Raw genomic sequence first — 12,579 nt, 5'->3', positions numbered from 1 at the left:
CAAAAGAACCCTAGGGTCTCGCGTTAGCGCATGCTGATGACGTCACCGTTGGCACGGGTAATGCGGTGGGCCTCAAACCCACCGTTGGTGTATTCACCCACTACGATCAGTTGCTCACCGGGGACAACTGTAATGGGCTGGTACCAACGAGGGCTGGCTTCCACCATAATTTCGTCAGGGCCATTGTTGAGGGTAAAACTGTAGCCCACAACTCGGCCAACAGTGCCAGAAATCGTGATGTCATTCTGCTGATGTAGCGCTTGCATAGGCACAGTCTGGGCCAAGGTGGGAAACATGGCACCCAACCCCAGGGTCAATAGGGCTGCTGTAGAGATAAATTTCATAAACCTGAAAATCGCAAAACCGGACGCCGTTGTGATGGTGCAGAGGTGACTGCAACCCTAGGCGTTATCTCTATATTGTTGAAGGTTTTAGAATCCTAAGACCTCTATCGCTGGGTTGAGATAGTCACCTTAGCCAATTTCTTCATTGACGGGGAAGCGGTTCATCAGGTCTTTGGCCTCGCGGGCAGCAGTGCGTAAGCCGTCGCTGATGTAGGGCACATGGGGCAGTTGTGACAGCACATCGAGGGTGCGCCGCAAAATGCGGACGATGTCGCCCTCATCGAGGCTGGTGTTGTCGCACAGGGTAACCCAGTCTACTTGCCGTGCCCACTGCTCTACCAGACCCACCAGGTCGTACTCCAGCCAGATGGGAGCAGTGATATGGCGACGGTGCTGCTGCTGGTAGAGCTGCCGCCGCAGGTTGTGCAAGCCGCCAAGGGCCTCTTCGACGGTACCTGAGAGTTTGTAGCGGCACCAGCTGTCGGGGCGCGAGTTTTCAGTAACCAGGGCAGCACAGGCGGCGGCTAGCTGGGCGGCATCGAGGTGGTCAAACTCGCCCGATGCTAGGGCTAGGGCTAGCCACAGCTCGTTGTCGCCGCGAATGGCAGCGGCCATTTCGCCCAGCTCGGTGGGGCGGTTGTCTTCAAGACCGCCAAAGTGCTTGAGCACATCCATAATGTTGAGAAATTCTTGCCAGTAGCGACCGGTGTACTGGGAGAGTTTTTGCTGGCGATCGCGCCATTCTGCCTCCAGCTCGCGCAGCCGCTTCTGGCGCTTGAGCAGCGATTTGGTATTGTCCCACTGGCTGGCGGGGTGTTTGGCCAGAGTGTACTCGACCTCACGCATGCGATCGAGCTGGTCTTGCACCTCGGGGGCCAGCATTTCTAGGGTGGGGGGGTTGACCATGTGGGCCGCGATCGCAGCGGTATGATCATCACCCCGACAGCGCTTGCCGGGGCTGGGCATGAGTTCGGTGGGCGGAGCCAGAGTATCGACCGACTGCAAGCGGGGAATATCGGCATGGAGGCCCACCACATCGGCGGCGGTGACTACACACCACTGGTTGGTCTTAGTCAGACACACCAGGTAGGGAAACTGCCCCGACCCCTGCACCTTGGTGACCAGCACGGCAGGCACCGGCTCACCGACAGGAATGTGCTTGCCCTTGAGGGAGAGCAGGGTACCGGCGATCGCAAAGGGCACCATCTTGGCCACATCGTCGGCCAGCACTTGAGCGGCCTGCTGCTGGAGGGTCTTGAGCAGGCGGCGTTCTTCTTTGAGCCGTTCTTTGAGTTTGGCGTACTCGGCCAGCAAGGTTTCGTCGAAGGCGGCAAGTTGGGCTTGCTGATGGGCGATCGCCCCCTCCAAACGGTCAATTTCTTGCTGCTGGGGCACCAGGTGCAGGGTGGCCAGGTATTGGCCAAAGCTGCGCTCGATCAGGTCTTTGGCCTCATCAATGGTGTGGGTTTGCAGCAAGTTGAGCACCATGCCGTAGCCAGGGGTAAACTGGCTCACCAATGGGTCGGCCCCTGAGGTAGCCAGATGCACCGCCTCCCGCGACCCCTCAAAGGGGCTTTCGACCGTGACCACATGGCCCTGCTCATCCATGCCGCGCCGCCCGGCTCGCCCCGCCATCTGCAAGAATTCTGACGAGGTGAGCAACCGGTGGCCCATGTCGGTGCGCTTCGAAAGACTGGCGATCACCGTGGTGCGGGCGGGCATGTTGATGCCTGCCGCTAGGGTTTCGGTAGCAAACACCACCTTGATCAGCCCCGCCTGAAACAGCTCTTCGACCAGCCCCTTCCACAGGGGCAAAATGCCCGCATGGTGGGCGGCAATGCCTCGATACAGCGGCCCCACCTGACCAGCCCGGCCAGCATCGGGGTTGTGGGCTAAGAACGTATCAATGCGGAGCTTGAGTTCTTGAGCTTCCTCCTCCGTTACCAACGACAGGTGGCTGACCTCATCCACCGATTTGTCGCAGCCTCGGCGGCTAAAAATAAAGTAGATGGCGGGCAGCATGTCGCGCTCTTGCAGCTGGCCCATGACAAAGGGCAAAGGCACCCGACCACTGCCCCGCCGACCAGGCTGGCGCTGGGGGGCGCGCTGCTTTTTCAGCTGAGGATTCATCGCCTTTTGGCTGCTGTCGAGCAGGGGCACCAACCGCTTGCCCGTGCAGTAATGAAATTGCAGCGGCACCGGGCGAAAGTCGGAGTAGATCAGCTCCGTGGGGCCGTGCACCTTTTGCAGCCAGTCGGTGAGCTGACCCGAGTTTTCGACCGTAGCGGAGAGGGCCAGTAGCTGAATTTCGGGCGGGCAGTAGATAATCGACTCTTCCCACACGGTGCCGCGCTGGCGATCGTTCATGTAGTGGCACTCGTCGAGCACCACGGCTTCGACCTGCTGGAGCGTTGTGCCGGTTTCGCCAATGCGGGTGCCATAGAGCATATTGCGAAAGATTTCGGTGGTCATCACCACCACCGGAGCGTCGCGGTTGATCGACAGATCTCCGGTCAGCAAACCGACATTGTCGTAGCCAAACTGATCGCGAAAATCACGCAGCTTTTGGTTAGAGAGCGCCTTGAGCGGGGTGGTATAAAACACTCGCTTGCCGTGGGCCAAGGCTCGGTAAATGGCGTATTCACCGATCAGAGTTTTGCCCGAGCCGGTGGGGGCACAGACCACCACAGACTTGTCGGCATCGAGGGCTGCGGCCGCCTGGTGCTGAAAATCGTCGAGGGGAAAGGGAAATAATTTAGCGAGATCTAGCACAAGGCGAACACAAAGGTAGGGCCGTCACCATTCTAGTGTGCCAAGGGATGAACGAAACGGCAGACGGTGGCCCTGCTAAGAGTCGGTATTTCAAGCAATCGTATTTCAAGCAGTAAAGCCAGAAGACTTTGCCATCTATTTTCTACAGATTGAATGTCTGATTGAGCGCCCGCTGCCATTAGCCAGGGCAGAACGCTCACACAACCTTTATTAAAACTAGCTTCCCTCACCAGAATTTTGGCAAATTTACGCTCTCAAAAGATGAGAAATCAGAGAACTGATGCAGACTATTGAGGACCGCTCTAGTTATTGGTGAGGAGTGATGATGAAACCAAATTTTGTGTTGCTAGCCCTCTTAGCGGGAAGTGCGATCGCAGCCCCCGTTGCCTCAGCTCAGCAGCCCCCCGACTACTACGTTGGCGCTGGCGTGCGGGCTGGCTTCAATGACCCCACCTCGTTCGTCATTGACTCTAAAGCCAAGCTTACCGATCTAGGTAATGCCGCCACACTCTCCGTTCGGCCCTCGGTGCTCTTCGACAACAACACCGAACTGCGCCTGCCGGTCTCCGTAGATTTTGCCGTTGCCGACGGCTTTTACCCCTACGGCGGAGCTGGTGTTGCCTACAATGCCGGCGGTCGCTCCGCCGTCGATGCCATGATTACCGGCGGGCTTGACTGGGGCATTGCCCAAAATTTAGTCCTCGACCTCAATGTCAGCATGCTATTTAAACCCGGCAACGCCGACACCGAGTTCACTGCCACGATTAACTACGCCTTTTAGCCCGGTAGGCGGCGGTGCAAAAACCCGGTTTCTGGGCCAAAAGGCCAGTCATGGCGTTAGAGCAGCGCCGAAGCAACCGGGTTTTTGCCGTACTGTACTGGCCTAGCTCACCGCCATCTCAGGCTCAATAGCTTTCCGGTGTCCTTCCGAGCTACCGAGCTGAATCAGCTCTACCTTATAGCCATCGGGGTCTTGCACAAAGGCAATCACCGTTGAGCCATGCTTCATAGGGCCGGGTTCGCGCACGATCTGGCCACCCATCGATTTGATTTTTTCGCAGGTGCCGTAGATGTCGTCTACGCCGAGGGCAATGTGGCCATAGGCGGTGCCCAGATCGTATGCCTCTACGCCCCAGTTGTAGGTCAGCTCTAGCACCGTGTGGTCAGCCTCGTCGCCGTAGCCCACAAAAGCTAAGGTAAACTCGCCGCCGGGGTAATCTTTTTTGCGCAGTAGCTGCATGCCCAGCACCTCGCAGTAAAACTTGAGAGAACGATCCAAGTCGCCGACCCGCAGCATGGTGTGTAGTAGTCGCATGGTAAGTTCGCTTTGGTAATTGACCTTTACCATTATGGCCACGACATCGCCGAGCGTGGTCGTGGGTGGGGCTGGCAGCGGCTACGCTGATATTGCAGCAGTTAATTGAGTTAGGACACGTTGACAGGCGTAATCCTCTGGTAGGGGCATTGCACTGTAATGCCCCTAGGTCGAGCGGGACAGAAAGGGGAGTAGGTCATAAGGGGGGGCGGGTCACAAGGCTAGCCGTACAGTTCAATTCTCCCGCGCAGACGGGCTCTGGAAAGGAAAACTGCTCCAGCACCTGGGGGTGAATTTCGCCAAACTCGCCTACAGGTTGCCCGTCGATGAGCACTGTAGCGGCCCGCCCAGGAATGTAGTAGGGCGCATCGCACGCACTGAGGTCATAGCGTAGCCCCAGCGCCTTGAGCATGGTCTGCATGTAGGCTTTAGCCGTAGTAAATGAGGCACGGGCATCAAGGCTGGCAAAGCCCCAGCCCTGGCTCTCGCAGATCTCGCCATTGGGGGCAAACCGCAGCATTTCGCCGGTTTCGTAAATGTTGATCGGCTTGGGTGCGCTGATCTGGCGAGCCAAAATGTCGAGTAACCCAGCTTGTAGAGTGGTGCGAGTGGCGCTAAAGGTACGGCTCTTGGCATTGCCGGTTTGCAGGTAGGGGGCGGCAAACAGATCGAGCAGGTCGGGGTCGGTAAGCACAAAGCTTTTAACCTCCATCAGTCCCATACGCTGGGCTAGATCGCCCACCTTGAACATGGCCTGGCGCAGGGAATTAGCCTGCCCCAGGTGAAACTTGACGGTCAGCGGCTCAGCCTGAAGACTGTCAATGCCTAAGGCCACCAGCAGATCGCCAGCTAGGTCTACTTGGCTGAAGATGTCGGTACGGTAGGTGGGCACATGCACCACATCGGTACCGCTCACGTCTAGATCCATGCGGGCTAGCACCTGGCCCAGGCTAGCTTTAGGAATGGCGGTGCCCATAATTTCGTTGAGGTACTTGGCTGAAAAATGTACCGGGCGGGGGGCCAGGGTAGGCGTAGTGACAGCCCCCTGGGCGGTGACAATCTCGACGGTTTGCACTTCAGCCCCAGTATCTAAAAAGTTGTGGGCCAAAATGTTGGCGGTTTCGAGCACCGTTTGGGCCAGAATGCCGGTGACATCGATGAAAAGGTTGCGGGTGCTGGCTGTTACCTCTCCTGCCCCAGCCCCATTGATGATCGGCGGCATAGAGAGCACGGTGCCGGTGCGATCGCGCAGCACAGGGGCCAAATCGCCTGCCGCTAGAGCAGCGCCATAGGTCTTACCAGCTGGGTGGTCCTGCAAGATCTGCCGCGCGGTCATGAGCTGGGTGTTGTGCAGAGGCACAAAGGTCAGCTCGTCTAGCGGCTCAGCACCGTAGGTCAAGTCGCCGCTAATTTGGTCGAGATCGTAGACTCCGATCGCAATTTTTTTGCGCTGGCGGCCAAAGGTCTGGGTCACCTTTTCTTGAAACTGGACCAGCACCTCAAGGCCACCGCCCTGGAGGTCTACCCCCCGCACTACTAGAGCGGCAATGTGGGGCCGCAGGGGCTGCACCTCGGGCCGCACCGTCACCCGATGGCCCGAAGCTGTTAGCGTCTCAGGCACCGTGCGGGCCAAACCGTTGTAAATATTGATGGCGCGGGTAAACCCCTCAGCCGCCAGCAAGTCGGGTCGCTCGGCAGTCACTTCGACCTCTAGGGTTTGGTCTCCTAAGCTAGCGTCTAGGCCATAGTCAAAGGCTTGCTGGGCAAGCTGTTGGGGGGCGGTGGGGGTAAGCCGTTGCAGGTAGGCGAGGGGGAAGGTGACGGTGGGCATGGGTGGTGTGGATGGGTGGTTTATTGATCCTCCCATAGGTTGAAGGGCTTGGGGCGAGTGAGCAAAAAAAGCACCCCGTCGGTAGGCTTCTTGCGAAGGCTACCGACGGGGTGCTTTAGTCGGTTAAGTTGGCTCGATCGACCTACTGTCAGAGCAGTCCTGAGGAGTGCGTAGTCGCATTAGATCTGGCTATCTAGCCACCTCTATAAAAGCTGTAGGAGCAGCTTTTGCGCTTACTTATTGCCGACCAGTTCTTTGTCTCGCTTGCCGCTGGGGGCGAACGATTCACCATCCAGGAAGGAGCGCAGCATCCAAGCCATTTCTTCGTGCTCTTCCATCAGGCCAGTCAAAAAGTCTGAGGTGCCCTCATCATGGAACTCTTCAGATGTTTGGTCGACATACTCGCGCAGATTGCGAATGATTTGCTCATGGTCGGTGACAAGCCGCTTGACCATTTCTTCGGCACTGGGCAGATCGCCAGGATGCTCTTTTAGAGAAGCATTGTTGAGAAACCCTTCAGCAGTACCAAGCGGGTAGCCGTTCAGCATACGAACCCGCTCAGCGACGGCGTCGATGCTAATGGTGAGGGCTTCGTAGTGCTCTTTCCACAGTTCGTGAAGCGTGCGGAATTGAGGGCCAACCACATCCCAGTGATACTTTTTGGTTTTGATCAGTAGCAAATAGGCGTCGGATAAAACCTTGTTAAGGATGTCGGTAACGCCTTGGCGTTCTTGTTCAGAAAGGCCGATGTTGATACTCATAGATGGTAATGTCTCTTTGGATTCGGTTCTTTATTGATCTAACCGCAGTAGCCCCGTAGTCCCCTCTGCCTAATGCGGGAAATAGGGTTGGGAAAGTCCCTATCCTTAGGATGTTTTGTAGGCGTAAGTCTGCCGCAGGTTAGATGTGGCAGGCCACTAACATCCCTAGCTTTTAAGAGCAACGGGACATTTAGAGTCGAGATTTTACTATGGCTAGTTCATCTCCGCTGACGGGCGTAATTTTGGTAGATTGCGCTAAGGCAAATGCTACCGAGGGGCTAGCGATCGCCGCTGAGCGTTGTGGCTACGGCAGCGACACGGCCCAGTTTCAAGCTGCCCTCAGAAAAGCCTGTAGCGACATGAACGTGACGCCTAGAGATCTGGCTGACCTGGTAGATGATGAACTCTCGCCGTGGAAGCCAGAACCCGGCATTGAGGTAGCCCCAGACACCCCCAACGAACTATAGAGATCTACAGCACCTTAAGCATTCTTCGACTTCGCTGGCTTAGTTCGCTTCTGCTTGGCCTTGGGCAACGTCATCCCCGGATGGTGCAGCGCCAGAGCTTGTTGCAGGCAGTCTAGCGTTAATAGGGGCGGCTCAGACTGCTGGGCCAAGCCCACTGCCGTTTGAGCCAGGGTGGCAATTTCGCTACCGGTCAGGGCGAGCTTTTGGGCGACGTGGGGCCAAGTCAGCGCCCGCTCTTTCTTGATTTCGCGGGGTATTGCCCGCTTCCACAACACCTCGCGGGCAGCGGCATCGGGCTTGGGAAACTCGACCACACCGGCCATTGCCTGCCGCCAGGAGGGACGAATACTTTGCAGGTAATGGCTGCTGAGCAGGGTTAGCCCCGGCTGGCGGCGGCGTTGAATCATCCACGATTGCACTAAGGCTGAGTCGGCGGTGGGGGTGCGGCCAAACCAGTGAGGCGCATGTTTGAGCAGCAACACGCAGGGAGGCAGACCAGCCAGGTCTTCTAGCTCAGGGATGTTGCCCTCCTCATCGGGGGTGATGGTAGCTAAATCGACTATTACCAACAGCAGGTCTAGCTCTGCCGCCAGCACCTGGGCGGCTAGGGTTTTGCCGGTGCCGCTGGGGCCAGCTAAGAGCACCATTGCGCCGTCGGTGGCGCGGGCGGCAGCAGCGACGGTTTTGAGCTGCGTAAGTTGGGGGTCGGGCAGCACCAGGCTGGCCCAACTCTCCGCCGGAATTTCAGATGATTCTCGTAGCTCAGCCGCTGGAACCATCGTCCAGGCATCGAGGGTGGCGGGGTCGGGGGCTTCGGAGAGCAGGTAGGTCGCGAGGTCTTCGTTGAGGCGCAGGTGGCGGCTGAGCAGGGTGGTGTCTTCGGGGCTGACCCATTCTAGTAGGCCCAGGCTGGCAAGGCGGCTGTTGGGAGCAATTTGGGGCCGCGATCGCCGCCATTCTTGGTCATTTCGGCACAGCAGCCGCAGGCAAAGATCGACCGTGGGCAGATCCCAGTCGGACTCGTCGTGCTGGTAATGCAGATAGCTGTAGAGCCGCCCAAACCGCTGGTTGACCTCGGGGGCCAGCGCCAGTAGCAGCACGTTTTTTTCGAACAGGGTGAGCTGAAGGCGATCGCGCAGTTGAGGCAGGGCCAGCACCACCCCCTGTCGCTGGCTGACGACAATGCGCGCCTCTAGCTGCTGGACATAGCTGCTGCTGCCGCCACGCGCCGCCTTGGGGGGTCGAATATTGTCGTAGCCCGGCTGGCCAGTGAAGCTGATAATGCCCTTCCACCAGTGACGGGTAACTCGGTCTTGGTCGGCGAGGGCAAAGTCGTCTAGCTCTTGCAGTTCGCGCTTTTGCCGCGACACCGCTACCATCAGCAGGCGATCGAGCCAGGCCAGCTCGGTCTTGAGATAGGCCCAGTTGTCGGCAAAGGGGGCAATTCTCTCAGCGTTGGGGCCGTCAGGGTTGGACATCGCCTAGCACCCGAATAAATTCCAGGGGCAACCCATCGGCATCGGCCAAAAAAGCTACCTCGTAGACGCGATCGCCAATCATCTGCTGCTGGGGCTCCAGTAAAACCTTTAGCGTACCCTCAATATTGGGATCGGCAGCAAATCGCTGGCGCAGGTCTGCAAGCCAGGTGGGCAGACTGGGCGTGGCCTCGGTCAGATCAAACGACAGATGGTAGTAACCCGTATAGTGCTCATCGCTAAAGGCATCGGCGGCGGGCCGAGGCTCGGGCACCTGCATCAGCTCAATGCGTCCCCCCAACCCCTCCATCCAGCAGGCCAAGGTAATGCCAGCGGTAAAGCGTTCGTGGACAGTAAACCCCAGGGCTTCGTAAAAGGCGATCGCGCGGTGGATATCCTGGGTGCGAATTGATGCGTGGTGGAGCATCGGGCAGAGAACTCAAACAGGCGGGCTATTCAAACAGACGAAAGTAAGGATAGCGCACCGGTACGCCAGGTTCTTTTTCGAGGCTAAAGTTGATCACCGCCCAGCGAGGGTCAGCCTCGGCGGAGGGGCTAAACTCCACCGGTAGCCCGTAGAGCTTGGGGGCAGTAGACGCGTCAGCCTGCCCGCGCCAGGGGTTGTTGCGCTCGAGGTAAGAATTGACCAGATCTTGGTAGCGCTCGGCAATAATCACCCGCGTGGCCCGGTAGCCCTGGGTGTAGAGGCGATCGAGCGCCTCGTGAATTTCAAAGCGAATGCCGTCGGGGTGGGTGTGCTGGCGATACCATTCGCCATCCCACTGTCGCCAATGCCGCCCCGACTGGAGATGCACCAGCTCTTTCGAGTCGGGGTTGGCCTCAAAGGCCCCGTGGCGGGTGCACAGATACGTGTCCGTCAAGGTCAGAGCCGGAATGATCTGACGGCAGTGAGGACACTGGATTTCTGGGCCATAGATGGGGTACTGCAAAGCGGAGTTGACCATTGGGCTGAAACCAGACGTGTCCTCAGTAGGGCGGCAAATGAACGGGGCAAATGAGCGCGATGGGCCAATAGCGGAATAGGCGTTAGCCGTATTATACCTGTGGGAACTTGGCTCTCTCCGTAACCGGAGCATCCCATTCACTGAATCCACCAACTTTTTTCGAGAACGTTATCCCTATGGATTCTTCCTCTAGCTCCCTTTGGCCCCGACCCGACCTATCTCAGGCCGCCTTTGTGGCCCCGAGTGCCACGGTCATGGGTCAAGTTACCCTCCATGAGGGCTGCAACATATGGTACGGAGCCGTGCTGCGCGGCGATGTAGAACGCATTGAGGTCGGCCCCTACAGTAACGTGCAAGACGGCGCAATTCTCCACGGCGACCCCGGCCAGCCTACGATCCTCGAAGACTATGTCACCATCGGCCACCGGGCCGTCATCCACAGCGCCCACATCGAGCGGGGCTGTCTGATCGGCATTGGCGCGATCGTGCTCAACGGGGTGCGAGTGGGTACGGGCAGCATCGTTGGTGCCGGGGCAGTGGTGACTAAAGATGTGCCGAAGCGATCGCTGGTGATCGGCTTACCGGGCAAAGTTGTGCGCGATGTCTCTGACCAACAGGCCCTCGAACTGCTAGAACACGCCCAGAAGTACCACCAGCTCGCCCTTGCCCACGCCGGACGCAGTAACGACCTGGGGTTTGTTTGAGGCTAAGAAAACTTTCTAGAAAAGAAGATATAGCCATAGTCACCTGGGTTAGGACATCCAGAAACCTCAAGACCGTTTGAACGTTCAAACGGTCTTGAGGAAATGTCTCAACCAGACTGGCTACAGCTATATATAGCGATGGCCATTGCCCACCATCAAAGAGAAAGTAGAAAGTTTTCCCGAAGTCGCCCTAGACCGCGATCGCCGCTACCCCCGCCGAGTCAAAGTGTTTTTGCAACGTGGCCTTAGGCAGAGGGCCAAGCAGGTGATCCCAGGGCAAAGGCTGAGCTAAATCCCAGTCGGCGTGGACGTAGTATTCTAGCGGCGGAACTTGGCCTTGAAAGTCTTTGAAGGCGCGGCGGTAGCTACCTAGGGAGTCGCCATAGTGGCGCACCCGCTCTAGCACCGGGGCCAGGCGGCGATCGCCCCTAGAGATTAGCGCCTGTATCACCGACCAGTTGTAGCTCTCGGGCCGAAAGTCGATACCTTTGGAACGTAGGTGCTTTTGCAAGTACTTGAGCCGTTTGTCGGCCTCTTTGCTAACGCCGCACCACTGAAAGGGGGTATGGGCCTTGGGCACAAAGGTGCTGCACCCGAAGGTAAGCCGCAGGCCGGGGGCGGCTTTTTTAAGCCGCAGCAGCAGGGCGACGGTTTGCTCTAGGTCAGCCATGGTTTCACCAGGAATGCCCGCCATGCCGTAGAGCTTCATGGCGCTGAGGCCTCCCGCTTTAGCATTGATGGCAGCCTGCTCAATGTCGTTGGTCTCAAGCTTCTTGTTGACGATCTGCCGCACCCGTTCTGAGCCGCTTTCGATCGCAATGGTGATCGAGCGGCTGTCGTGGCGAGTGAGGGTTTCGGCCAGCTTGGGGGTGACAGTGTTGGTGCGCACCGAAGACAGGCTAAGCCGCACATCGTCGAACTGGGGCCGATTTAGGTAGTCGAGCAGGGTGTCAAATTCGGGGTGCTGGGTGACCGACGCGCCGAGCAAGCCCAGGCGTTGGGTGACGGCTAAGCCCTGCTCAATGGCGGGCATGAGCGAGTCTTCTAGGCTGGCGGGGCGAAAGGGCAGGGTGAGGTAACTGGCCAAACAGAAGCGACACATCTCTGGGCAGCTACGCACCACTTCTACCATAAAGATGTTTTCCCAGGCGGCATGGGGGGTGACCACGGTGGAGGCCGAGAGCACATTGCCCCGGTAGGTCTGCTTTTGCACCGTAGCGGGAATCTGATCAGCTAGCGGGGCGATCGCCCGCACCCCCCCGGTGGGGCCGTCGTAGGTGACCTGGTACAGAGCAGGCACGTATACCCCCGGCACCTGGGCCAGATGGCGCAAGGTGTCTGACCGAGAGGCCGCTTTAAGTGCCACCAGGGCGTCAAAGAAATCATTTAATAGCGTCTCGCCATCGCCCAGCAAAATGACATCGAAGAAATCGGCAAAGGGCTCGGGGTTGGCGGTGAGTACCGGACCACCGCCAAAGATCAGGGGATGATCGGCGCTGCGATCACGCGCGGCGAGGGGAATATCTAATTGCTCTAGCAGGGCCAGCAGGTTGCTGTAGTCTAGCTCCCAAGATAGGGAAAACCCCAATACATCGATGACTGAGGGCAGTGACTCGTGCCCATCGGTGAACAAACGACTCACCTCAATATCGGCCCGGCCAGCCAGGGTAGCCCACACCACCTGATAGCCCAGACTGGTGATGCCTACGCTGTACTGGTTGGGGAAGGCGAACACAACGGCTAGCGCACCCGGCTGGGTAGGGGCTGGCGCAAACAGCAGTGTTTCATCCTGAAGGGGAAGAGGAGCCACAGAAAAAGTTAAAACAATAGAGCCTCTCTAGTGTAATCAGTAGCGGCTTTGTTAACTTAGGCCCATAGTCAAGAGCCCCCTTGTCCCCGTACAATCACAGAATCTGCCACAATGCTTTATGAAGGCCAGATCTAG

The 12,579-nt window shown here is 58.0% G+C and carries 12 protein-coding genes; 3 read left to right on the top strand and 9 right to left on the bottom strand.

Annotation, left to right across the window (positions count from 1 at the left end):
* Window positions 1-23: 23 nt before the first annotated feature.
* Window positions 24-344 (bottom strand): hypothetical protein, encoded by a 321-nt coding sequence (locus tag RRF56_RS11190; protein WP_317037725.1) that lies wholly within the window; start codon window positions 342-344, stop codon window positions 24-26.
* A gap of 129 nt (window positions 345-473) precedes the next feature.
* Entirely contained in the window at window positions 474-3,116 is a 2,643-nt protein-coding gene (locus tag RRF56_RS11185) for a DEAD/DEAH box helicase (RefSeq protein WP_317037724.1), read from the bottom strand.
* 322 nt (window positions 3,117-3,438) lie between these two features.
* Between RRF56_RS11185 and RRF56_RS11180 the strand changes: the two genes are divergently transcribed.
* Window positions 3,439-3,897, top strand: a complete 459-nt coding sequence (locus RRF56_RS11180; RefSeq protein ID WP_317037723.1) for a hypothetical protein — start codon at window positions 3,439-3,441, stop codon at window positions 3,895-3,897.
* 102 nt (window positions 3,898-3,999) lie between these two features.
* On the opposite strand, the gene gloA is transcribed toward RRF56_RS11180, so the two are convergent.
* The 3 genes from gloA to RRF56_RS11165 all read right to left on the bottom strand — a co-directional run bounded on the left by gloA (window position 4,000) and on the right by RRF56_RS11165 (window position 7,023).
* Window positions 4,000-4,431, bottom strand: coding sequence for a lactoylglutathione lyase (gene gloA / locus RRF56_RS11175; RefSeq protein ID WP_317037722.1), 432 nt, complete (start codon window positions 4,429-4,431; stop codon window positions 4,000-4,002).
* A 196-nt stretch (window positions 4,432-4,627) separates the two neighbouring features.
* Window positions 4,628-6,262: a phenylalanine--tRNA ligase subunit beta gene (pheT, locus tag RRF56_RS11170; protein ID WP_317037721.1), complete on the bottom strand. Its 1,635-nt coding sequence runs from the start codon at window positions 6,260-6,262 to the stop codon at window positions 4,628-4,630.
* 233 nt (window positions 6,263-6,495) lie between these two features.
* Window positions 6,496-7,023 carry a Dps family protein gene (locus RRF56_RS11165; RefSeq protein WP_317037720.1) on the bottom strand — a complete coding sequence of 176 codons (528 nt, stop codon included), beginning with the start codon at window positions 7,021-7,023 and terminating at the stop codon, window positions 6,496-6,498.
* A gap of 209 nt (window positions 7,024-7,232) precedes the next feature.
* Between RRF56_RS11165 and RRF56_RS11160 the strand changes: the two genes are divergently transcribed.
* A complete protein-coding gene (locus RRF56_RS11160) occupies window positions 7,233-7,490 on the top strand; it encodes a hypothetical protein (RefSeq protein ID WP_317037719.1) in 258 nt (85 codons plus the stop codon).
* Between the two features lie 14 nt (window positions 7,491-7,504).
* Here the strand turns inward: RRF56_RS11160 and RRF56_RS11155 are convergent, their stop codons facing one another.
* The 3 genes from RRF56_RS11155 to RRF56_RS11145 are packed head-to-tail and all read right to left on the bottom strand — an operon-like array spanning window position 7,505 to window position 9,930.
* Entirely contained in the window at window positions 7,505-8,968 is a 1,464-nt protein-coding gene (locus RRF56_RS11155) for an ATP-binding protein (protein WP_317037718.1), read from the bottom strand.
* On the bottom strand, window positions 8,955-9,392 hold the full coding sequence (locus RRF56_RS11150) for a VOC family protein (protein WP_317037717.1): 438 nt from the start codon (window positions 9,390-9,392) through the stop codon (window positions 8,955-8,957). Before RRF56_RS11150 ends, RRF56_RS11155 begins: the two co-directional genes overlap by 14 nt.
* 25 nt (window positions 9,393-9,417) lie before the next feature.
* A complete protein-coding gene (locus tag RRF56_RS11145; protein ID WP_317037716.1) occupies window positions 9,418-9,930 on the bottom strand; it encodes a TIGR02652 family protein in 513 nt (170 codons plus the stop codon).
* Window positions 9,931-10,100: 170 nt separating this feature from the next.
* Here RRF56_RS11145 and RRF56_RS11140 point away from each other — a divergent pair, with 170 nt between their 5' ends.
* Entirely contained in the window at window positions 10,101-10,634 is a 534-nt protein-coding gene (locus RRF56_RS11140; RefSeq protein WP_410510593.1) for a gamma carbonic anhydrase family protein, read from the top strand.
* Between the two features lie 190 nt (window positions 10,635-10,824).
* On the opposite strand, the gene RRF56_RS11135 is transcribed toward RRF56_RS11140, so the two are convergent.
* On the bottom strand, window positions 10,825-12,444 hold the full coding sequence (locus RRF56_RS11135) for a radical SAM protein (protein ID WP_317037714.1): 1,620 nt from the start codon (window positions 12,442-12,444) through the stop codon (window positions 10,825-10,827).
* Window positions 12,445-12,579: the final 135 nt, after the last annotated feature.

The sequence above is a fragment of the Nodosilinea sp. E11 genome, assembly GCF_032813545.1.
Taxonomy (GTDB): Bacteria; Cyanobacteriota; Cyanobacteriia; order Phormidesmidales; family Phormidesmidaceae; genus Nodosilinea.
The sequence above is the reverse complement of the archived record's forward strand: the minus strand, read 5'-3'. Positions and strand labels throughout refer to the sequence as shown.